The organism is Tepidiforma sp. (genome assembly GCF_034433535.1).
Lineage (GTDB): Bacteria > Chloroflexota > Dehalococcoidia > Tepidiformales > Tepidiformaceae > Tepidiforma.
Genome location: NZ_DAOUAO010000206.1, coordinates 1 through 21,026, shown reverse-complemented (window position 1 = coordinate 21,026; position 21,026 = coordinate 1). Strand labels below are relative to the sequence as shown.

The window sequence follows — 21,026 nt, the reverse complement described above, 5'->3', positions numbered from 1 at the left end:
GTGTGCTCAGCGCGCGGCGAATTCGCGGCGGAGCGCGACGACGGCTTCGCGGACGCGGTTCGGCGCGGTGCCGCCCGGCACGTCGCGGGAGGCAATCGATGAATCGACCGTGATCTCCAGCACGTCGGGTTCGAAGAGGGGGCTGGCCTCGCGGTAGGCCTCGAAGGGGAGCTCGTTCAGCTCGCAGCGGCGTGATTCGGCCAGGCGAACGAGCCCGCCGACCACCGCGTGGGCCTGGCGGAACGGCATGCCCTTGCGCACGAGGTAGTCGGCGATGTCGGTGGCGAGGGCGTAGCCCTGGCCGGCGGCCTCGCGCATGCGCTCGAGGTTGAATTCGAGCGCCGGCAGCATGGCCGCAAAGATGCGGAGCGAAGGGATGAGCGTGTTGCCAGCGGCGAGGTACGCGGTCTTGTCTTCCTGGAGGTCGCGATTGTAGGCGAGCGGGAGGCCCTTGAGGCTGGTGAGGATTGCGACGAGCTCGGCGATCAGCCGGCCGGCGCGACCGCGGGCGAGCTCCGCCACGTCGGCGTTCTTCTTCTGCGGCATGATGCTGGAGCCGGTCGCGAAGGCATCGGGGAGGCGGACGAAGGCGTACTCGCTGCTGGCCCAGAGGATGATCTCCTCGGCGAGGCGGGAGAGGTGGACGCCCGTCATGGCCGCGGCGAAGCAGAACTCAGCGACGAAATCGCGGTCGGCGGTGGCATCGATGCTGTTGCGGGAGATGGCTTCGAAGCCGAGTTCGCGGGCGACGAACTCGCGGTCGAGGGGGTAGGGCGCGCCGGCGAGGGCGCCGGACCCGAGCGGCATGACGTTGACCCGGCGGCGGGCATCGAGGAAGCGGTCGCGGTCGCGGAGGAGCATCTCGCCGTACGCGAGGAGGTGGTGGCCAAGGGTAATGGGCTGCGCGCGCTGGACGTGGGTGTAGCCCGGCATGGGGTCGGCGGCGTGGCGCTCGGCGAGGTCGCAGATGACCGTCAGGAGCTCGCGGAGCCCGGCGACGGCGTCGTCGCAGAGGGCGCGGACGGCCATGCGGTTGACCAGCGCGACCTGGTCGTTGCGGGAGCGAGCGGTATGGAGCCGGCCGGCGGGCTCGCCGATGAGGGCGTGGAGGTTCGCCTCGATGTGGGTGTGGATGTCTTCGAGTTCGGGCTGCCACGGGACCTGGCCGGCGCGGAAGCGTTCGCGGAGCTGTTCGAGCCCGGCAACGATGGCGTCGGCATCGCCTGCGGGGATGATGCCCTGGCGCCCGAGCATGCGGGCATGGGCGATGGAGCCGGCGATATCGAACTCCCAGAGGTCGCGGTCCATGCCGGCGGTGTAATCGCGGGTGAGTTCGTGCATGGGGGCTTCGAAGCGGCCGCCCCAGGTGCGCTGTTCACTGGACATGGGCGACTCCTGCGAGGGGGGACCATGCGAGCAGCTCGCTGACGGTCTCGAAGGTGAAGTCGGGGATGACGCCCTCGGCGTCGGGGCGGGAGCGCTTCCAGGCGGCGCGCATACCGAGGGCCTGGGCGCCGGCGATGTCCTCCGCGAGCGAGTTGCCGACCATCACCGCCTCGGCGGGTTCGATGGCGAGCGCATCGAGCGCTGCCCGGAAGAGGGCCGGGTGCGGCTTGAGGTAGCCAACTTCGACCGACACGGCGACGGCATCCCAGCCGACATCGAGGCCGGCAGCGGCGAGGTCGTCGCGGAAGCGGTCACCGCCGAAGGCCCGGTTGGTGACCACGGCGAGGCGGAAGCCGCGCTGGCGGAGGGCGAGCAGGGTCGGGCGGGCATCGGGATAGGCGGTCTTGCCGCCTTCGACCCCGGAGACGTAGATGGCCTCGAGGAATTGCCCCGCGGCCTTTGGCGGCAGGCGGACGCCGAGTTCAGCTGCGGCCCGCGCGGCGACGGCGGCGTAATCGGGTTCGATGAGGGTGGTCGCTCGGGCGCGGCGCATGGCGTCCTCCATCGCATCCCAGCAGGCGCGGGCGAGCGCGGCCGGGTCGGGGCATTCGATACCGGCATCCGCGAGAAAGGCGCGGGCGCGCTCGGCGGCGAGGCGGCGAAACTCCGCCGGCGGCGGGGCGGCGGCGGCATGCCAGAGGGTATCGCCGACATCGAAGAGGACCGCGCGGACCGGGAGCGAGCGGGACGTATCGGAGTGGGCCACCTCCGGAATCTTCGCAGAGGGCGGGACAAGGGGCACGGCGCTGTTCGCATGTTGTTTACGGACAGGGTGCAGGCGAGGCATAGAATGGGGGGATGCGATTGCACGCTGCGAGGACCCTGATCGTCGAACCGGTGCTGCCCGAGCCGCTGCGCGCGCTTGAGCGCCTGGCGAGGAACCTCTTCTGGACGTGGAATACCGACGCCGCTGCGCTCTTCGAGCGCATCGACCGCGAGCTGTGGGCCGAGACCGGCCACAACCCGGTGCGACTGCTGCAGCTGGCGGGGTCGGAACGGCTGCATGCGCTGGCAGAGGACGACGGCTTCCTGGCGCATCTCGGGAGGGTTGCGGAGGCGCTCGACGCGTACCTGGCGCGGAAGCCGCTGCTGACGGTCGAGGGGCTTGGACCGGGGGACGTGATCGCCTATTTCTCGCTGGAGTTCGCGCTGACGGAGTGCTTGCCGAACTACTCGGGCGGCCTGGGGGTGCTGGCCGGCGACCACCTGAAATCGGCCAGCGACCTGGGGCTGCCGCTGGTTGGGGTGGGGCTCTTCTACCGACAGGGGTACTTCCGGCAGGAGATTTCAGTCGATGGGTGGCAGCAGGAGGTGTACCTCGACCTCGACCCGGCGACGCTGCCGCTGACGCACGTGGTCGACAGCGTGGGGCAGCCGATAGAAGTGGCCATCCCGCTGGACGGCCGTGACGTTTGGGCACAGGCATGGCGGGCAGATGTCGGCAAGACGCCGCTGTACCTGCTTTCGACCGACATCCCCCGGAACGCTCCGCACGACCGGGAGATTACGGCGCGCCTGTATGGCGGGGACAACGAGACGCGGATTCAGCAGGAGCTGGTGCTGGGGGTTGGAGGGGTCCGGCTGCTGCAGGCGCTGGGGATTGAGCCGGCGGTGTGCCACATGAACGAGGGCCACTCGGCGCTACTGGGGATGGAGCGCATTCGGGTGGCGATGGAGCGGTACGGCGTGACGTTCGGGGAGGCGCGGCTGCCGGTGACCGGTGCGACGGTATTCACCACGCACACGGCGGTAGCGGCCGGGATCGACCTGTTTCACCCCGACCTGGTGCGGCGGTACCTGGGCCAGTACGCGGCGCAGATGGGGCTGGACGACCACGCGTTTCTTGGGCTTGGGCGAACGAGGCCGGCCGACGACGGGGAGCCGTTCTCGATGGCGGTGCTGGGGCTGAACCTGAGCGGCTACCGGAACGGGGTTTCGAAGCTGCACCGCGGGGTTTCGCGCCGCCTGTGGGAATCGGCGTGGCCGAATCTCCCGCTCGACCAGGTCCCGATCGACGCGGTGACCAACGGGGTCCACCTGCCGACATGGGTTTCGCACGAGATGGGCGAACTGTTCGACCGATATGTGGGACCGGGGTGGCGGGACGACCCGGTGCACGCGGAATGGGACAGGGTTCACGAGATCCCGGATGAGGAGCTCTGGCGCGTGCACGAGCGGCAGCGTTCGCAGCTCGTCCTCCGGGCGCGGCAGCAGCACACGGATGACATGCTGCGGCGCGGCCTTTCGCCGACGGATGGCGAGCGCGGCCAGGTGCTCGACCCGGGGGCGCTGACCATCGGGTTCGCGCGGAGGTTCGCCGGGTACAAACGGGCGACGCTCCTCTTCCGTGACCCGGCGCGGCTGGCGGCGATTCTGAACAACCCGGAGCGGCCGGTGCAAGTGCTGTTTTCGGGCAAGGCGCATCCGCGGGACGACGGGGCAAAGGCGCTGATCCGCGAAGTGGTGCAGATGAGCCGCTCGCCGGAGTTCCGCGGGAAGCTGATTCTGCTGGAACGCTACGACGTGGAGCTGGCCCGGGCGCTGGTTACGGGTGCCGACGTGTGGCTGAATACGCCGCTACGGCCGCTGGAGGCGAGCGGGACGAGCGGGATGAAGGCGTGCGCCAACGGCGGACTGCACATGAGCGTGCTGGATGGCTGGTGGTGGGAGGCATATCGGCCGGGGCTCGGCTGGGCCGTGGGGAGGAACCGGCTCGAGGATGACCCGGAAGCGCAGGATGCCTTCGATGCCGAGTCGATCTACAGCCTTCTGGAGAACGAGGTCGTGCCCCTCTTCTACGACCGGGACGCGGACGGCATCCCGCGGGAGTGGGTGCGCCGGATGAAGGGCTCGATCGCGGCGTTCGCGCCGTATTTCAATACAAGCCGAATGGTGGCGGACTATGCAGCGCGCGCCTACGGGCAGGCGGCTGCGGCATGGCATGGACTCCAGTCGGAGAACCTGGCGCCCGCGCGGGAACTGGCGGCGTGGCTCGAACGGGTGCGGGCGCACTGGGGCGGCGTGAAGGTGTGCGCAGTGGAGGACGATGGCACGGAGCGGCGGAAGGCCGGGGAGCGGGTGGGTGTCGAAGCGCTGGTCCATCCCGGGGTGCTGCAACCACAGGAGCTTGCGGTCAGCGTCGTGTTCGGCGAAGCCTCGCCGGCCGGGGAGCTGAGCATCGAGCATGAGGCCCCCATGGCATTCGTCGAGCAGCACGAGGACGGCGTGTGCCGCTACCGCGGTGTGTTCGCACCAGAGGGCGGGGGCCGGGTTGGGTATGCGATTCGGGTTGCGCCGTTCCACCCGAAACTCCCCAGTGTGATTACCACAGGGCTGGCGCTCTGGGCGTGAGGAATGCCGGGATGACGTACTGGTCGCTGCTGCTGCACTTCTATCAGCCGCCCACCCAGACGCACGACGTGCTCGTGAAGGTGACGGAGGAATCGTACCGCCCGCTTATCCGGGTGCTGCGCGCACATGAGAACGCGCGGGTGGCGGTCAACCTGCAGGGGGTGCTGACGGACCTCCTGCTCGAGCACGGGCTGCGTGATGTCGTGGATGGGCTGCGGGAACTGGCGGAACTGGGCCGGGTGGAGTTTGTAGGCAGCGCGAAGTATCACCCGATCCTGCCGCTCATCCCGGAAGGCGAGCGGAAGCGCCAAATTTCCGAGCAGGCGAAGACGAACCGTTCGGCGCTGGGGCGCGCGTGGAACCCGCGGGGATTCTTCCCGCCCGAGATGTGCTTCAGCATGGAGATCGGTGCGTCGGTCCACGCCGCGGGGCACGAGTGGCTCATCGTTAGCGGCGTGGCCTGCCCGGTGGAGTGGCCGGTGAACGTAGTCTGCCGCGTGCCGGTGAACGGGGCGCAATTGCGCGTGCTGTTCCGGGATGACATCCGCAGCAACCGGATTTCGTTCCGGGAAACCAACCCCGAGGCGTTCGTGGAGGACGTCGCCCGGGTTGGCGGTGACGCTGAGGCGTACGTGGTGACGGCGATGGATGCCGAGACCTATGGGCATCACATCAAGGACTGGGAGACGGAGTTTCTCGGCGCGACGCTGGCGCTGCTTGATGCGGAGGCGGCGTCGGGCAAGCCCCGGGTGGAGATGGTCTTCCCCAGCGAGCTGCTCGAGCTTTTCCCCGACGGGCCGGTGGTGGAGCCGTACGCTTCGAGCTGGAGCACGAGCCGGGACGACCTGGCGGCGCACAACCCGTTTCCGCTCTGGAAGGCGCCGGGCAACCGGGTCCACGAGCTCCAGTGGGAGTATGTTGAGCACTGCCTGGACCTGGTTGCGGTTGCGCGTCGGTATGCGACGACCCCCGAGGCGAAGAGCTTTGCGGTGAATGCCTACGAGCGGCTCGGGCCGGCGCTCCACAGCTGCCAGTTCTGGTGGGCGAGCCGGAGACCGATGTGGAGCCTGCCCATGATCTACCGGGGGTTCCTGCTGTTGAACCAGGTGGCCTTCTACGCGGCCCACGCCATTGCCGTCGGTGATGCATCGGAGCCGGTGAAGCGCGAGGCGCGCTGGCGGCTGGCCGCGGCCAACGAAGTTCGGCTGGAGCTGGAGCGGGAGCTCATCGGGAGCCGGGCGCCGTGAAGATCCTGTTCGCCTCGGCCGAAGTCGACCCGTTCGCGAAGGTGGGCGGGCTGGCGGACGTAGCGGCTTCGCTGCCGCAGCGCCTCCGGGAGATCGGTCATGACGTCCACGTGGTGACGCCGTGCCACGCCTCGGCGAAGGCGGCGCACGCGGCATCGCGCTCGCACCGGCTGCTGAACGTCCCGTTGCCGCGGCTGCCGCGGGAGGTGGACATCGCCACCGTGGAAGGGGCCGGGGGAGTAACGGTGGAGCTGGTGGCGGACGGTCATTACTTCGGGCGGGAGAATGTCTACGGAGAGCCGGACGACCTGCTTCGCTACCAGTTCTTTTGCCGGGCGATCATCGAGATGCTGCGCGAGGACGAGTGGGTGCCGGACATCCTGCACCTGAATGACTGGCACACCGCTCCGCTGGCGTTCGCGCTGCGCAACCTTGCGTGGTCGAACCCGCGGCTGCGCGGGGTGGCGAGCGTGTTCACGATCCACAACCTGCGCTACCGCGGGCCAGACGAGCTCAACGATTTCCTGGCCCAGGCCATCTACTACGCGGACGTCGTGACGACGGTGAGCCCAACGTACGCAAAGGAGATCCTGACGCGGGAGTACGGCGAGGGGCTCGAAGCGCTGCTGGGGCTCCGGGGGGAAACGCTGAAGGGCATCCTGAATGGGCTGAACTACGACCTGTTCAACCCCCGGACCGACCCCCACCTGCGACACAACTACGACCTGGCGACCGTGGAAGAGCGGGCCGTGAACCGCGATGCCCTGCGGGAGGAGCTCGGACTGCCGGAGCTGCCGGGCCCGATCGCGGCGATGGTGACCCGCCTGACGGAGCAGAAGGGGGTCGACCTGGCCATCCAGGTGGTGCCGGAGATGGTGCTGGCGGGCGGCCAGCTGGTGGTCCTTGGCGACGGAGACGCCTGGCTGAAGGACGAGCTTCGGCGATTGGAGCAGGAACACCCGGACCACGTGCGGCTGGCGCCGCGTTACGACCCGGGGCTGGCGCAGCGCATCTATGCCGGGTGCGACCTCTTCCTGATGCCCTCGCGCTACGAGCCGTGCGGGCTGGGGCAGCTGATCGCGATGCGGTACGGGGCGGTGCCGATCGGGCGGCGAACGGGCGGGCTGGTGGACACGATCCTCGATATCGACGAGCACCCCGAGACCGGGACCGGGTTCCTGTTCGACGAGTTCAGCCCGTTCGCGCTGGCCTCGGCCTACGAGCGAGCGGTGCGGGCGTTCCGCGACCCAGACCTCTGGCTGCGGCTGCAGCGGAACGGGATGAGCCGGGACTATTCGTGGCGGGCTTCGGCGACGTACTACGTGGAGGCGTACACGAGCGCCCTGCGGGCGCGGGGGATTGTGCCGCTGGAATGAGCTCTGCCGGACGGGCAGGTTGACTGCTATGCTGCGCGGCATGGCGGCTGCACGGCGGATGCTGGTGGTCGGTGCCGGGACAATGGGCGGGATGTACGCCCGGATGGTGGCCGCGGGCCGCGTCCCGGGCGCGGAGCTGGCCGGTGTGGTGGATATCGACGGGGCCCGGGCGCTGGAACTGGCGAACGCCACCGGGTGCCGGGCGTTCGGGGACATCGAGACCGCGGTGCGGGAGCTCCGGCCGGATTTTGCGTACGTGGCCACGCCCGATGGGCTGCACCGGGCGCCGGTGGAGTCACTGGCGGGGCTCGGCGTGGCGATCCTCGTGGAGAAGCCGCTCGCGACGACCAACGAGGATGCGGCGGCGATGCTGGAGGCGGTGCGGCGCGCGGGGGTCCACGCGGAGGTGAACTACACCTATCGCTGGTTCCCGCCGCTCGCGGAAGCGATGCGGACCGTGGACAGCGGCGAGCTCGGCGAACTGCGGACGTTCAACGCCTACCTGAACTACCCGGTCGCCTCGCCGCGCGAGCGGCTGCACTGGAGCGGCGGGACGACCCCGGCGTGGTTCCTGATGTCGCACCTGCTGGATCTGGTGCTTTGGCTGGGCAGGAAGCGGGCGATGACGGTTTATGCCTCGGGCGGGCGCGGGGAACTGGCGGGGCATGGCATCGAGACATACGACTGGGTGCACGCGGTGGTGCGGTACGCCGACGGCGCTGACGGGGTCTTCGAGGCGTGCTGGATTCTGCCCGATTCGTGGCCGGCGCCGGCGGAGTTTCGGCTGAAGGCGATCGGGACGCAGGGCGTGCTGGAGGTGGACGGCACTGCGCAGGGGCTGATGGTCGCCGGGGAGCGGGTCCGCCTCCCGGGCGCGCTGCAGTGGGCGCCGGCGCGGCTCCAGGCGTTCCTGCGTGGCATGGCCGGCGAGGGACGGCCGGGGGTTTCGTTCGAGGACGGCGCTGAGGTGACGCGGGTGCTGGTAGCGCTGCACCGGAGCCTGGAGCACGGCACGGTGGAGCGGCTGTGAGCGGGCGGGGAGCTGTGCGGATTCACATTGCCGGGCTGGGGCCCGGGCATCCCGGTTTGCTGACCGTCGAGGTGCGTGAGCTGCTGGCCTCCGGGCTGCCGGTCATCCTGCGGACGCGGCACCACCCGACGGTGGAGGACCTTGCCTTCGGGGGCACGGTTTCGGACTGCGACGACCTGTACGCCGGGGCCCGGGACTTCGAGGCAGCCTACCGGGCCGCGGCGGAGCGGGTCGTCGCGGCGGCCCGGCAGGGCGAGATGATCTATGCGGTGCCGGGCCACCCGCTGGTGGCAGAGCGGAGCGTGCAGGAGGTGCTGGCCCGGGCAAGGGATGAAGGCCTGCCGGCCACGGTGTACCCGGGGGTGAGCTTCGTCGACGCGGCGCTGGCGGCGCTGGGGGTGGACGGGGGCACCCTGCAGGTGTGCGATGCGCTCGACCTGCGGGTGGATACGTGGCGGCCGGCGCTCATCGGGCAGGTGTACGGGCGGGAGGTGGCGGCGGAGGTGAAGCTGAAGCTGCTCGCGTGGTACCCCGGGGAGCACCGGGTGGTGGTGCTGGCGGGGCTGGGGACCGCCGGGGAGCGGCTGGCGGAGGTGCCGCTGGCGGAGCTCGACCACCGGCCGTTTGGGTACCTCGATGCGGTGTTTGTCCCGCCGCTTGGTCCGGTCGGGGACGTCCGGCGGTTCGATGGGCTGGACTATGTGGTGCGCCGGCTGAATGGCCCCGGCGGCTGCCCCTGGGACCGGGAGCAGACCCACGCGTCGCTACGGCCGCACCTGCTCGAGGAGGCGTATGAGGCGCTGGAGGCGATCGACCGCGGGGATGCGGTCGCGCTGGAGGAGGAGCTGGGGGACCTGCTGCTGCAGGTGCTGATGCACGCCGCGGTGGCGGAGCGGGACGAGGAGTTCGAGCTTGCCGACGTCATCGAGCACATCGCGCGGAAGCTGATTCGGCGGCACCCGCACGTCTTCGGGGACGCAACGGCCAGCTCGGCCGAGGAGGTCTACCGCAACTGGGAGGCGCTGAAGCAGGCGGAGAAGCCGCGGGAGTCGATCCTGGATGGCGTGCCGCGGACGCTGCCGGCGCTGGCGGCCTCGCAGGCGATCCAGGGGCGCGCGCGGCGTGTCGGGTTCGACTGGCCGGACGTCGGAGGGCCGCTGGAGAAGCTCGCGGAAGAACTTGCGGAGCTGGCGCGAGCCGGGGACGGCGCGGGCAAGGAAGAGGAGTTCGGCGACATCCTGTTCACCGTGGTGAACGTGGCGGACCGGCTCGGGATTGATGCCGAGCAGGCGCTGCGTTCGGCGAACGAGAAGTTCCGGCGGCGGTTCGGCGGCATCGAGCGGCTGGCGCGGGAACGGGGAGTGGACCTGCGCGAGCTCGACCTGGCCGGGCTCGACCGCCTGTGGGAGGAGGTGAAGGGGCTGGAGGGAGGCGTTGAGACGGCGCAGGAAGGCGCGTAGGCTAGTGTGTTGCAATCTGCAACGGACGAAGGAGGCAGGTCATGACGCAGGCAAAGGAGTCGGTGATCACCTACGAGCGGTTCAAGGGAGGGAAGACGTTCCAGGAGTACCTGGATTCGGGCATTCGCAACCGCGAACTGTTCGTGGAGAACTACGAGGGCACGAAACTGACGCCCGAGCAGGAGGCAGCGCTCAAGGAGCTGGCTTCGCGGCCGAACGGTCCGCACCACATCGTCGTGATCGGCGAGGACTGGTGCCCGGACGTGTACCGCGGCACGGGCGTCGCGCAGCGCATGGCCGAGGTGATGGGCGCCGAGCTGCGCTTTTTCGAGCGGGACCAGAACAAGGACATGATGGCCGAGTACCTGAAGGACGGGGAGTTCGAATCGATCCCGGTGTTCATCTTCTACGACCGCGACCACCGGGAGATTGCGCACTTCATCGAGCGGCCGAAGCTGGCGAACGAGCAGATCCACCTGACGCGGGATGTCATCGGCGACACCTCGCCGGAGGGCATTGCCCGCCAGCTGGGCCACGAGCCCTCGGAGGAGGAGATCAAGGCGGCCCGAGCGGCAGCCCGCGAGCGCTACCTGGCCTGGCAGAAGGGCGAGATCTGGGCGGGCTGGCGCGTGGCGACCGTCGACGAGTGCATCGAGCTGCTGCGTTCGAAGCTGGGCGGCTGAGCAAGGAGCCTGCGGGGGCCGGCTGCAGCCGGCCCCCGCAGCCGTGAGCGGATGAGCGCGGAGCTGGCGGGCGTGAATGAGCGGTCGGGGCGGGGCGCGCTGGCGCAGGCGGCAGTTGCCGGGCTTGTGCTGGCGATCCTGTTCGCCGGCTACCTGGCCGCGATGCGGGCGACCGTTGATGTTTCGGCGGTGACGAGCGACCAGGACGCAGATACGCGCGACCGGGTCTATCTGCTGGTGCATGGGGGCATGCTCGGGCTGTCAGCCATCTCGGGGTTCGCGACCGGGAAGTGGCTGGGCGGCTCGGGATTGGGCTATGCGGTGCTGTTCGTGCTGGTGATGGCGTTCGGGATGGTGGGCTTGCAGCTGGTGACCTTCGAGCTGGCCTGCCACGGCCACAACGGGCTGATTCGGCACTGGCACTGCTGAGGGCGGCAGCCGGGGGAAATGCGGGGTTCCCCGCTGGCCGGCGACCAGCCACGGGCCGAGACTTGAGGCAGGAGGTTGCCCGCTGGAGCCGGCCGGAGTAGGTTTCGCGCTAACCTGCCGGTCGGTACGTCGGCGGGTGGAGGAGGGAGGCCGTGAACGTCGCGGCACAGGCATGGGTCGGTGACCCGTTCGCAGAGGATCCTTCGCTGCAGCCTGCGCCCACGCCGATCTGGCGGGAGGCGCTGGTGGGGCTGGAGTGGCTGGCCCTGCGTGCCTCGCCGGTGTACTGGGGATTCGGGGTGCCGCGGGGGCGCGGTGAGCCGGTGGTAGTGGTGCCCGGGTTCCTCGCAAGCGACCTTTCGCTGGTGGAGCTGTACTGGTGGCTGGGGCGCATCGGCTACCGGCCGTATTTTTCGAACATCGGGCGGAATGCGGATTGCCCCGATTATGTCGCGCGAAAGTTGCTGGAAACCGTGCGCCGGGCACGGCAGGAGACGGGACAGCGGGTGCGGCTTGTGGGGCACAGCCTAGGCGGGATGCTGAGCCGGAGCGTGGCGCTGGACCACCCGGACGAGGTGGCGATGGTGATCACGCTCGGGTCGCCGTTCCGGGATGCCGTGCGGGCGCACCCGGCGCTGATTTCAGCTGCGGCGCTGCTGCGCGAGCGTTCGGGGTCGCTGGTGGCGCCGAATGTCGGGCCGGCGTGCTTCAGCGGGCACTGCACGTGCGGGTTCGTCCGCAACATGCTGGCGCCGGGGCGCTGGGAAGTTGCGCGCGTGGCGGTGTACTCGCGGCGCGATGGGGTGGTGGACTGGCAGAGCTGCGTGGAGGAGGACCCGGCGCTGAACGTGGAGGTGCACTGCAGCCACCTGGGCATGGTGGTCCACCCCCAGGTGTACCGGGTGGTGGCGGAGCGGCTGCGCGAGGCATCCGCGGAGTAGCCAACGACGGAACGACCACGGCCCGCCTCACCGGCGGGCCGTCGGCTATGCGTCGCCTGGGGGCGATGGGATGTCAGTTGCTGGTCGAGGCGGCAGCGGGCTTGAAGGCCTCGAAGCCCTTCTTGAGCATCTCAGCGAACGGGTTGAGGGTCATCCACTGGCGAGCGAGCTCGGCGGAGTTCGCGGCGAACTCGCGGTTAGCCTCGAGGAGGCGCTGGATGAGCTCACGGGTGTCGGCGCCGGAGGCGAGGGCTTCCTGCAGGGCGGCCTGGGCGAAGGACAGGGCGCGGCCCTGGGCAGCGGTCGTTGCCTCGAAGAGGGCGGCAGAGATGGCGGGGAGGTCGGCCGGCTGGGCGGCGAGCTTCTTGCCGAGCTCGAGGGCCTGGCGCTGCCCGGCGACGACGTCGCTGGCGAACTGGCGAGCGACGTTGAGGTTGTGGGCGGAGGCTTTTTCGAGGGCTTCGACAAGGATGTCGTAGTTGGCGATGAGGGTGTCGTAGTACTTCTGGAGGGATTCGGTTGCGGCCACGGGCGGGCTCCTTTCGGTGTGTCGCTAGATGCAAAGTACAGATAGCTGCATCGGTTGTCAACATCCTGCGGGTAGGTGCATACTGCAGCTAGCGATGGGAACGAAGAAACGCACCGAACGGACCAACCAGACCACGCCGGAGACGGCGACGCACGCAAACGGCAGCACGAACGGCGCCGCGAACGGAGCAGGAAGCGAGGAGGAGCCGATCCCGCGGCCGCGGCTGCACGGGGAGCTGCTTTCGACCAGCCTGCTGGCCTTCCTGCGCGGCTGGAACGCCTACGGCTACGAGCTGACGCAGAAGCTGGCGGCGGCCGGGCTGCCGCAGTCGGACAGCGGCACGGTGTACCGAACGCTGCGGCAGCTGGAGCGTGCCGGGCTGGTTTCGTCGTTCTGGGATACCTCGGAGAGCGGACCGGCGCGGCGGATGTACAGCCTGACGCAGGCCGGGGAAGCGTTCCTGGCCGGGTGGATCGATGTCCTGCAGAACTACCAGCGCATCCTGCAGCGCGCGGCCGAGGGGCTGCGGCCTTACCTGGGTGAGAGGGAGCGGGACGACGACGGAGACGACGCGGGTGCCGGGCCGAAGCCGGCGGACTCGCGTGCAGGAGGATGATCGAGATGGCCGAGAAGACTGCGGACCCGTTCGCGATGTGGCGCGAGTTCGTGGCGCAATCGGAGCGCCAGTGGAACGCCTTCCTCAACGAGGCGATGGCGACGGAGCAGTTCAGCCAGGCGATGGGCCGCATGATGGATTTCTATGTGAATCTGCAGAAGGGGATGAACGAGGTGATGGGGCGGTATCTGCAGTTCGCGAATTTGCCCAGCCGGCAGGAGGTGCTGGCCCTCGGCGAGCGGCTCGGAGCCATCGAGGATCGCCTGGTGCGGATGGAGCGCCTGCTGGCCGGGCTGCCCGGCGGCGAGGCCGGGGAGGGACCGGCTGAGGCGCCAGCGAAGGCAAAGCGGCCGGCGCGGACGAAGCGCCCGCCGTCGAAGGATTCCTAGGCGCCCTCGACAGTGTTGTTCGCTGTTTTTCATACGAATTACGCGGGAATGTCGTAGCAGGGCGGGGCACGGCGGCGGTAGACTGCGCTCCACTCCGGGGGATCGCCCCGATGGAGGCGCAGGATGACGGCTTCGAGGGAAGAGGTTTCGATCGAGGCCCGGGTCCGCGAGGAGATTGAGCGGGCGATTCGGCGCGGGATCAAGGGGCTGGAGTACATCGCGACCGGCGACCCGGCGGTCGGGCAGACCCCGAAAGATGTGATCCACCGGCGGGGCACCCTGCAGCTGTACCACTACCACCCGAAATCGGACGAGGTGTACCGGGTGCCGGTGCTGCTGGTGATGTCGCTGGTGAGCAAGCCGTATATCCTGGACCTGGCGCCCGGCCAGAGCCTGGTCGAGTTCCTGCTGGAGCGGGGCTTCGACGTCTACATGATTGACTGGGGCGTGCCCCGGCCGGAGGATGCGCGGCTGCGGCTGGAGGATTATGTCCTCGATTTCATTCCCGACTGCGTGGAGCGGGTGCTGGAGGATTGCGGGGAGGAGGAAATCTCGCTGGTTGGCTACTGCATGGGCGGCCAGCTTTCGTGCATGTACGCGGCGCTGCACCCGGATGGGCCGTTGCGCAACCTGGCCTGCTTCACCACACCGGTCGATGCAGAGGGGATGGTGCTGTTCCGGCGCTGGCTCGACCCGCGCCATTTCGACGTCGACCGGGTAGTGGACACGCTGGGGAATGTGCCCCCGGAGCTGCTCTACGCGGCATTCGACATGCTCAAGCCGGCGGCGCGGGTGGCGAAGAACATCCAGCTCTGGGACAACCTGTGGAACGACGAGTTCGTCCGTTCGTATCGGCTGTTCGAGCGGTGGGCATCGGACCAGATCCCGTTCCCGGGGGAGTGCTTCCGGCAGGTCACGAAGCAGTTCATGTGGGAGAACCGGATGGTGCGGAACGAGCTGGAAGTGGGGGGTCGGAGGGTGGACCTGGGCGCGATCCGGGTGCCGTTCCTGCACGTGGTGGCGGAGCACGACCACATCGTGCCGTATGATTCGGCGAAGCCCCTGGTGCCGCTGGTTGGCAGCGAGGATAAGCGCGAGGTGATGCTCAAGGGCGGGCACGTCAGCCTCGTTGCCGGCGGCAACGCCAAGTATCGGCTGTGGCCGCAACTCGAATCCTGGCTCGCGGAGCGTTCGGTATGACGACGGAGATGACGGTTCGGAACTACCCTCGGACGGTGGAGCTCGGCGGGCAGCGGGTGACCCTGCGGCTGATGGGCGACGGGGACCGGGAGGCGGTGCTGGCGTTTGCGCGGGCCCTGCCGGGGCACGACCTGCTGTTCTTACGGCGCGATATCACGCGGCCCGAAGTGATCGATGCCTGGCTGAACCAGGCGCGCTCCGGCGAGGTGGTGACGGTGCTGGCGGAGGCCGATGGGCAGGTCGTGGGGTACGGGACGATTCACCGCAGCACGCTGCCCTGGACCGATCACGTGGCGGAGTTGCGGGTGATGGTGGCCGAGGGCATGCGCGGGCGAGGGCTGGGGAGGGTGCTCACCCAGGAGGCGTTCGCCAACGCCCTCGGGATGGGCATCGAAAAGATGGTTGCCCAGATGACGCTCGACCAGAAGGGGGCGATTGCGACCTTCGAGGGCCTGGGATTCCGGCCGGAGGCGCTGCTGCGCGACCAGGTGAAGGACCGGGAAGGGAAGAAGCACGACCTGCTGGTGCTGAGCCACGATGTCGCGCGGTTCGAAGCCACGCGGGCCGCCTTCGGTGTGGCCGAGGCGCTCGGCGGGTAGCCGGCGGTGCGGCTTACCGTTGCGGCGGTCGGCCGGCCGCTAAGCTCGAACATGTGAGGACGGTCGTGCAGGTCGCGGGTCCCGGGGCTGAAGACGCCGAAGTCCCATCATGGGAGCAGGTTCTGCTGGAGCTTGCGACCGTTGCTGGCCCGATGCTGCCGCGGGAAACCGGCGCGGAGCCGGCACCGGCGGAGCTGGCTGGTGCCTACGCCCGCTGCGAGGAAGTGACCCGAGAGCACAGCGCGACCTTCTTTGCGGCGACACGCTTGATGCCGCGAGAGCAGCGCCGCGCGGTGCGCGCGCTCTACGCGTTTTGCCGGGTGAGCGACGACATCGTGGACACCCCGGGGGAAGGGCGAGCGGAGCGGCTGGCGGCATGGCGGGCGGCCAATAGCTCTGGCGCGGACGGCGGCGACCGGGTGCTGGCGGCGTGGCACGACACGCGGACCCGGTTCGGTGTGCCGCCAGTCCTCGGGGAGCAGCTGCTGGACGCGCTGGAGGGCGACCTCGAGGGCCGGACCTTCGAACGGTGGAACGAGCTGACGCGCTACTGCTATGGGGTGGCCGCGACGGTGGGGCTGATGGCGATGCGGATTATCGGCGTGCGGGCTGCCGGGGCGGAGCCGTACGCGATCCGGCTTGGGGTCGCGATGCAGCTCACCAACATCCTGCGCGACGTGGGGGAGGACCGGGAGCAGGGGAGGCTGTACCTGCCGCTCGAAGACCTCGAACGGTTCGGGGTGACGCCCGGGCAGGTGATGGACGGCCGGGTCGACGACCGCTGGCGCGCGCTCATGGCCTTCGAGGTTGCGCGGGCGCGGGAGCTGTACCGGTCGGCGCGGCCGGGGGTTGGGATGCTGCGGCGGGAGGGGCGGCTGGCCGTGGCTGCGGCCCTCGAGCTGTACTCGCGCATCCTGGATGACATCGAGCGGGCGGGGTACGACGTGTTCAGCCGGCGGGCGCGGGTGCCGGGCTGGAAGCGGCTCGCGCTGCTGCCCGGGGTCGCCTGGACCGCCATGCGAGCGCGCGGGCCGGAGGGTGCCCGGGCGTGAGGCGGACGGTCGTCATCGGGAGCGGCTTCGGCGGACTCGCCGCGGGGGTTCGGCTGGCTGCGCGCGGGGATGAGGTCACGCTCGTCGAGAAGCAGCCACGTCTCGGCGGCCGGGCGGCCCCGGTGGAGATCGACGGCTTTCGATTCGATGGCGGGCCGACAGTCATCACCGCGCCGTTCCTGTTCGAAGAGCTGTTCGCGCTGGCGGGCAAGCGGCTGGAGGACGAGGTTCGGCTGCTCCCGGTTGAGCCGTTCTACCGGATTTTCGATGCGAAGGGGCGCTGGTTCGAATACAACGGGAACTTCGATGACGTCGCCGCGCAGATTGCGAAGTGGAACCCGGCGGACATCGACGGCTACCGGCGATTCCTCGAGGCGAGCCGGGCGATCTTCCAGAAGGGGTTCGTCGAACTGGCGGACGCGCCCTTCCTGCACGCGACGGACATGCTGCGGGTCGCGCCCGACCTGCTGCGGCTGAAGTCGTACCGGTCGGTGTACGGGTTCGTTTCGCAGTACATCGAGCACCCGTTCCTGCGGCGATGCTTCACCTTTCACCCGCTGCTCATCGGCGGGAACCCGTTCGTTGCGTCATCGATCTACGCGATGATCCACCACCTCGAGCGCGAGTGGGGGGTGTGGTACGCCGAGGGTGGGACCGGCGCGCTGGTGGAGGCACTGGCCCGGCTGCTCGAGGGGCTGGGAGGTTCGATTCGGACCGGCGCCGAGGTAACCCGCATCCGGGTGGAGGGGCGGAAGGCGGTGGGGGTCGAGCTCCGCGGCGGGGACGTGCTGCCCGCAGACCGGGTGGTGTGCAACGGAGATGTGCCACAGGCGTATCTCTCGCTGATCGACCGGGAGCACCGGAGCTGGCGGAACTCTGACGTGCGCTACCGCGAGCTGACGGCCTACAGCATGTCGCTGTTCGTGTTGTATTTCGGGACGAACCGGCTGTACCGGGATACGCCGCTCGTGCACCACAACATCATCCTGAGCGAGCGGTACAAGGGGCTGATCCGGGATATCTTCCGGGCGAAAGGGCTGCCCCGGGACTTTTCTCTGTATGTGCACATGCCGACGCTGACCGACCCCTCGGGCGCGCCGCCGGGGCACGAGGCGTTCTACGCGCTCTCGCCGGTGCCGCACCTCGGTTCGCCGACGGACTGGGAGCGGATGGCGCCGAAATACCGGGACCTCATCCTCGAGTTTCTCGAGCGGGAGTACCTGCCGGGACTGCGGGAGCACATCGTGGTGCAGCATCACGTCGACCCCCGGCACTTCCGGGACAACCTGAATACCTACCTCGGGACCGGGTTCAGCGTGCAGCCGACGCTGTGGCAATCGGCGTGGTTCCGTCCGCACAACCGGTCGGAGGACATCGACAACCTGTACTTCGTGGGCGCCGGGACGCACCCGGGCGCGGGGGTCCCGGGGGTGCTCTCCTCGGCGAAGGTGGTGGAGCGCATCATCGCGGCCGAGGAAGGCTGGTGAGCCTGCCCGACTGGCGCTGGGGTTACCTCTGCGAAAACCGGACGCTTGGCGCGACGACCCTGCGGACGCTCCGGCTGGGCAACCTCACGGCGGAACGAGCCCGCGACAAGGTGCAGGCGAATCTCGCCGACCTCGAGCGGATGGTGCGGTTCAATGCCGAGCACTGTATCGGGGTGCTGCGGGTGGGGCAGCAGCTGGTGCCGTTCGGTTCGCACCCGGCGTTTCCGTACGACTGGGCGGAGGAGCACGGGGCGGCGATGCGGCAGATCGGTGTACTGGCGGCCGGGCTGAGCATCTGCCTGACGATGCACCCGGGGCAGTTCGTGCAGCCGGGCAGTACCGACCCCGGCGTCGTGGAGCGGTCGCTGGCGGAGCTGCGGTACTCGGCCCGGGTGCTTTCGCTGCTGAACCCCGGGGACGGCGTGATGGTGCTGCACGGCCCGGCACCGGGCGGGGACCGCGAGGCGGCCGCGGAGCGGTTCATCGCCGCGCTGGCGGGCGAGACGGAGGTCTTGCGGTACCTCGCGCTTGAGAACGACGAGCGCTGGTGGAGCGTGCGCGAGCTGCTGCCGGTCGCGGAGCGGCTTGGGGTGCCGGTGGTCGCGGATACGCTGCACCACGGCTGGAACGACGGGGGATGGACGCTGCGGGAGGCGCTGGAGGCGGCCAGCCCGACGTGGGGTGGCCGGCGTCAGAAGGTGCACCTTTCGAGCCAGGCCGAGGGCGGGCGTCCCGGTGCGCACGCGGAGCTGGTCGACCCGGCCGACCTCGAGCAGTTGCTCGCTGCAGGGAGCCATCTCAGGCTAGATGTGATGGTCGAGGCGAAGGCGAAGGAGCTCGCCGTGCTCCCCCTGGTTGGGGAAACCGCACGCCGGGCGGGCGTTCGATGACAGACGTTCGCGCCATCCCGGGGACCGGGCAGCTCCCGGGGCGCGACGGCCTGCGGGCGCTGTGGGCGGTCCGCCACGGGATGGCCGGGCTGTATGAAGCGCTCGAGCTGGCCCGCGACCGGCTGGGTGAGGCGTTCCAGCTGGGCTTCGGCAGGTTTCAGCCCGTGGTCATTTCGGGGCCCGAGGCGCTGCACGAGGCACTGGTCGAGCGGCGCGGTTCGCTCAGCTGGCGCAGCGAGGGCGACCCGGTGGCGCGGCTGTTCGGCCGCAGCATCCTGGTGACGGATGGGGAGGAACACGACCGTGCCCGGGCGGTGATGGCACCGGCGTTCACCCCGGAGCGGCTGCGTGCGCACGTCCCGGCGATGATCGAGGCGGTGGACCGCGAACTGGCGCGCTGGCCCCGGGAGGGGCGCATCGAGGTGGTCTCGGCGATGCGGCGGATCGCCTGGCGCAACTTCGAGCGGGCGTTCTTCGGTCATGACCTGGGCGACGACGAGCTTCGGCGGCTGTGGCCGGCGCTCCTGGCGGCCCTGCGATACATCGGGCCGGGGCCGTGGGTGGTCACCGGGCGGACCGGCGACCCACCGGAGAAGATCTTTCCGCTCGAAGAGCACCTGCTGGGGCTGATCCGAACCCGGCGGGCCGGGGGCTCGACGGCCGAGGACCTGCTGGGGCTGCTGGTCGGCGCCTTCGAAGACGACCGGCGCGTGCGTGACCATGCGCTGACGATGCTCATTGCCGGGCACGACACGAGCACGGCGCAGCTTTCGTGGGCGCTGCACCTGCTGGCGCGGTCGCCGGGGTGGCTGGCGCGGGCGACGCGGGAGGTGCGGAGCGCGCCGGGTAACGGCGGCATGCCGGGGGCCGGTGCGGACTTGCCGGTCGTGGAGGCCGTCCTGAAGGAGGCGCTGCGGCTGTGGCCGCCGATTCACCTCGGGGCACGGCGCGCAACGGAGGACGTGGTGCTGGGCGGCTGGCCGGTGCCGCGGGGGTCGCGGGTGCTGCTTTCGTACTTCCTCGTGCAGCGAGACCCGGCGCGATGGGAGCGCGCGGGCGAGTTCGACCCGGGACGCTGGCTGGGCGGCGGGGCTCCGGGGGCATTCACCTACCTGCCTTTCGGCGGCGGCCCGCGGAACTGCATCGGCGCCGGGTTTGCCAACCTCGAGGGCCGCATCGTCCTGGCGCGGCTCCTGCAGCGGGTGGATTTCGCGGTTACCCGCCGGCCGCTCCGCGGCGCTATGGGCGCGACACTCGAGCCGAGAGGCGGGAAGCTGCTGGTGCGGGTGCGATGACCTACGCGGTGTTTCTGCTGACGTTCGTCGTGCCGCCGATGCTGGTGCTGGCGGCGGTGACCGCACGGCGCCGACGGGGCGCCGTGAGCCAGCGCGAGCTCTGGGCGTGGATCGCCGGGCTGGCCGTGGTGGCCGTGGTGTACACGACGCCGTGGGACAACTACCTGGTCGCCTCGGGCACGTGGGACTACGACCCGGACCTGGTGCTGGGCATCACCCTCGGGTGGGTGCCGCTGGAGGAGTACTGCTTCTTCGTCCTGCAGACGGTGATGACCGGCCTGTGGGTCGGGCTGCTGCTGCCGAGGGAACCTGCGGGCGGCATCGGCGGGGTGGGCTGGCGGGCGGCGGCGGCGGCGGCGGCGACGCTGCTCGCGGCCAGCGCCACATTTTTCGCCCTGATTGTTTGGGGATCTGAGGGGATGCGGTACCTGTCCCTGATCGTGTCGTGGGCAGCGCTGCCGCTGGCGCTGCAGGCCGGCTTCGGGCTCGACCTGCTGGCGGCGCGCTGGCGAACGGTCGCGCTGGGTGCCGGGGTCCCAACCCTGTGGCTCTCGGCGGCCGACACGCTCGCGATCCGCGAGGGGACCTGGCACATTGCGGAGAAGACCTCGACCGGGGTGAAGCTGCCGGGCGGGCTGCCGGTCGAAGAGCTGGTGTTTTTCCTGGTGACGAACCTGCTCGTGACGTGCGGGCTGGTGCTCGGGACATCGCCGGAGGGGAAGGCGCGAGCCCGCGCGTGGCTGCGCTGGCTGAGGGGGCAGCGATGAGGTTGGGCAGGTGGATGGCCGTTGCGGCGGGCTACGCAGCGGGGTCGCTGCCGTTTGCGGCGTGGGCTGCACGCGCACGCGGCGGTGACGTTCGCACAAGCGGCGACGGAAACCCCGGCGCGACCAACGCGTGGGCCGCGGGCGGGCCGGCGGCGGGGGTCGCGGCGGCAATCGGCGACTGGGCAAAGGGCGCGCTGCCGGTCGCGCTGGCCCTGCGGGCGGGCACGCGCGGGCCAGCG

Annotated in this window: 21 protein-coding genes; 18 read left to right on the top strand and 3 right to left on the bottom strand. The window is 69.9% G+C overall.

Translation table 11 applies throughout. The annotated features are described in order from the left end of the window. Positions 1–6 precede the first annotated feature (6 nt). The gene (gene argH, locus VAE46_RS10660; protein ID WP_322796921.1) at positions 7–1,386 is read right to left on the bottom strand and encodes an argininosuccinate lyase; all 1,380 of its coding nucleotides are present in this window, start codon (positions 1,384–1,386) and stop codon (positions 7–9) included. Continuing rightward, the gene (locus VAE46_RS10655; RefSeq protein WP_322796920.1) at positions 1,376–2,152 is read right to left on the bottom strand and encodes an HAD family hydrolase; all 777 of its coding nucleotides are present in this window, start codon (positions 2,150–2,152) and stop codon (positions 1,376–1,378) included. Before VAE46_RS10655 ends, argH begins: the two co-directional genes overlap by 11 nt. Positions 2,153–2,244: 92 nt before the next feature. Between VAE46_RS10655 and glgP the strand changes: the two genes are divergently transcribed. The 8 genes from glgP (at position 2,245) to VAE46_RS10615 (ending at position 11,963) form a co-directional block, all read left to right on the top strand. Further along, on the top strand, positions 2,245–4,797 hold the full coding sequence (gene glgP, locus VAE46_RS10650) for an alpha-glucan family phosphorylase (protein ID WP_322796919.1): 2,553 nt from the start codon (positions 2,245–2,247) through the stop codon (positions 4,795–4,797). Positions 4,798–4,808: 11 nt separating this feature from the next. Continuing rightward, a complete protein-coding gene (locus VAE46_RS10645) occupies positions 4,809–6,044 on the top strand; it encodes a hypothetical protein (RefSeq protein ID WP_322796918.1) in 1,236 nt (411 codons plus the stop codon). Next, positions 6,041–7,420 (top strand): glycogen synthase, encoded by a 1,380-nt coding sequence (locus VAE46_RS10640; protein ID WP_322796917.1) that lies wholly within the window; start codon positions 6,041–6,043, stop codon positions 7,418–7,420. The genes VAE46_RS10645 and VAE46_RS10640 overlap by 4 nt, the downstream gene beginning before the upstream one ends. A gap of 40 nt (positions 7,421–7,460) precedes the next feature. Further along, positions 7,461–8,450: a Gfo/Idh/MocA family oxidoreductase gene (locus VAE46_RS10635; protein WP_322796916.1), complete on the top strand. Its 990-nt coding sequence runs from the start codon at positions 7,461–7,463 to the stop codon at positions 8,448–8,450. 14 nt (positions 8,451–8,464) lie between these two features. Next, complete coding sequence (gene mazG, locus VAE46_RS10630; RefSeq protein WP_322796915.1) at positions 8,465–9,910, top strand: nucleoside triphosphate pyrophosphohydrolase; 1,446 nt, start codon at positions 8,465–8,467, stop codon at positions 9,908–9,910. 41 nt (positions 9,911–9,951) lie between these two features. After that, on the top strand, positions 9,952–10,593 hold the full coding sequence (locus VAE46_RS10625) for a thioredoxin family protein (RefSeq protein WP_322796914.1): 642 nt from the start codon (positions 9,952–9,954) through the stop codon (positions 10,591–10,593). A 51-nt stretch (positions 10,594–10,644) separates the two neighbouring features. Next, positions 10,645–11,022 (top strand): hypothetical protein, encoded by a 378-nt coding sequence (locus tag VAE46_RS10620; RefSeq protein WP_322796913.1) that lies wholly within the window; start codon positions 10,645–10,647, stop codon positions 11,020–11,022. 152 nt (positions 11,023–11,174) lie between these two features. After that, positions 11,175–11,963 (top strand): esterase/lipase family protein, encoded by a 789-nt coding sequence (locus VAE46_RS10615; RefSeq protein WP_322796912.1) that lies wholly within the window; start codon positions 11,175–11,177, stop codon positions 11,961–11,963. 73 nt (positions 11,964–12,036) lie between these two features. Here the strand turns inward: VAE46_RS10615 and VAE46_RS10610 are convergent, their stop codons facing one another. Then, the gene (locus VAE46_RS10610) at positions 12,037–12,492 is read right to left on the bottom strand and encodes a hypothetical protein (protein WP_322796911.1); all 456 of its coding nucleotides are present in this window, start codon (positions 12,490–12,492) and stop codon (positions 12,037–12,039) included. A 94-nt stretch (positions 12,493–12,586) separates the two neighbouring features. Between VAE46_RS10610 and VAE46_RS10605 the strand changes: the two genes are divergently transcribed. The 10 genes from VAE46_RS10605 to VAE46_RS10560 form a co-directional block, all read left to right on the top strand. After that, a complete protein-coding gene (locus VAE46_RS10605; RefSeq protein ID WP_322796910.1) occupies positions 12,587–13,108 on the top strand; it encodes a helix-turn-helix transcriptional regulator in 522 nt (173 codons plus the stop codon). 5 nt (positions 13,109–13,113) lie between these two features. After that, positions 13,114–13,497 (top strand): poly(R)-hydroxyalkanoic acid synthase subunit PhaE, encoded by a 384-nt coding sequence (locus tag VAE46_RS10600; protein WP_322796909.1) that lies wholly within the window; start codon positions 13,114–13,116, stop codon positions 13,495–13,497. Between the two features lie 123 nt (positions 13,498–13,620). Further along, positions 13,621–14,697 (top strand): alpha/beta fold hydrolase, encoded by a 1,077-nt coding sequence (locus tag VAE46_RS10595; protein WP_322796908.1) that lies wholly within the window; start codon positions 13,621–13,623, stop codon positions 14,695–14,697. Further along, positions 14,694–15,296 carry a GNAT family N-acetyltransferase gene (locus VAE46_RS10590; protein ID WP_322796907.1) on the top strand — a complete coding sequence of 201 codons (603 nt, stop codon included), beginning with the start codon at positions 14,694–14,696 and terminating at the stop codon, positions 15,294–15,296. Before VAE46_RS10595 ends, VAE46_RS10590 begins: the two co-directional genes overlap by 4 nt. A gap of 53 nt (positions 15,297–15,349) precedes the next feature. Then, positions 15,350–16,348 carry a phytoene/squalene synthase family protein gene (locus tag VAE46_RS10585; RefSeq protein WP_322796906.1) on the top strand — a complete coding sequence of 333 codons (999 nt, stop codon included), beginning with the start codon at positions 15,350–15,352 and terminating at the stop codon, positions 16,346–16,348. Next, on the top strand, positions 16,345–17,835 hold the full coding sequence (locus VAE46_RS10580; RefSeq protein ID WP_322796905.1) for a phytoene desaturase: 1,491 nt from the start codon (positions 16,345–16,347) through the stop codon (positions 17,833–17,835). The genes VAE46_RS10585 and VAE46_RS10580 overlap by 4 nt, the downstream gene beginning before the upstream one ends. Next, complete coding sequence (gene uvsE, locus VAE46_RS10575) at positions 17,832–18,725, top strand: UV DNA damage repair endonuclease UvsE (RefSeq protein ID WP_322796904.1); 894 nt, start codon at positions 17,832–17,834, stop codon at positions 18,723–18,725. Before VAE46_RS10580 ends, uvsE begins: the two co-directional genes overlap by 4 nt. Beyond that, positions 18,722–20,020, top strand: coding sequence for a cytochrome P450 (locus tag VAE46_RS10570; protein ID WP_322796903.1), 1,299 nt, complete (start codon positions 18,722–18,724; stop codon positions 20,018–20,020). The genes uvsE and VAE46_RS10570 overlap by 4 nt, the downstream gene beginning before the upstream one ends. After that, positions 20,017–20,787, top strand: a complete 771-nt coding sequence (locus VAE46_RS10565; protein WP_322796902.1) for a lycopene cyclase domain-containing protein — start codon at positions 20,017–20,019, stop codon at positions 20,785–20,787. Before VAE46_RS10570 ends, VAE46_RS10565 begins: the two co-directional genes overlap by 4 nt. Positions 20,788–20,801: 14 nt before the next feature. Next, on the top strand, positions 20,802–21,026 hold a 225-nt coding region (locus tag VAE46_RS10560; protein WP_322796901.1), incomplete at its 3' end, for a glycerol-3-phosphate acyltransferase.

Coding starts and splice junctions, on each gene's coding strand:
- argH (WP_322796921.1), bottom strand. CDS start 1,386: ATGTCCAGTGAACAGCGCACCTGGGGCGGCCGCTTCGAAGCCCCCATG.
- glgP (WP_322796919.1), top strand. CDS start 2,245: ATGCGATTGCACGCTGCGAGGACCCTGATCGTCGAACCGGTGCTGCCC.
- VAE46_RS10645 (WP_322796918.1), top strand. CDS start 4,809: ATGACGTACTGGTCGCTGCTGCTGCACTTCTATCAGCCGCCCACCCAG.
- VAE46_RS10635 (WP_322796916.1), top strand. CDS start 7,461: ATGGCGGCTGCACGGCGGATGCTGGTGGTCGGTGCCGGGACAATGGGC.
- VAE46_RS10625 (WP_322796914.1), top strand. CDS start 9,952: ATGACGCAGGCAAAGGAGTCGGTGATCACCTACGAGCGGTTCAAGGGA.
- VAE46_RS10620 (WP_322796913.1), top strand. CDS start 10,645: ATGAGCGCGGAGCTGGCGGGCGTGAATGAGCGGTCGGGGCGGGGCGCG.
- VAE46_RS10605 (WP_322796910.1), top strand. CDS start 12,587: ATGGGAACGAAGAAACGCACCGAACGGACCAACCAGACCACGCCGGAG.
- VAE46_RS10600 (WP_322796909.1), top strand. CDS start 13,114: ATGGCCGAGAAGACTGCGGACCCGTTCGCGATGTGGCGCGAGTTCGTG.
- VAE46_RS10595 (WP_322796908.1), top strand. CDS start 13,621: ATGACGGCTTCGAGGGAAGAGGTTTCGATCGAGGCCCGGGTCCGCGAG.
- VAE46_RS10590 (WP_322796907.1), top strand. CDS start 14,694: ATGACGACGGAGATGACGGTTCGGAACTACCCTCGGACGGTGGAGCTC.
- VAE46_RS10570 (WP_322796903.1), top strand. CDS start 18,722: ATGACAGACGTTCGCGCCATCCCGGGGACCGGGCAGCTCCCGGGGCGC.
- VAE46_RS10565 (WP_322796902.1), top strand. CDS start 20,017: ATGACCTACGCGGTGTTTCTGCTGACGTTCGTCGTGCCGCCGATGCTG.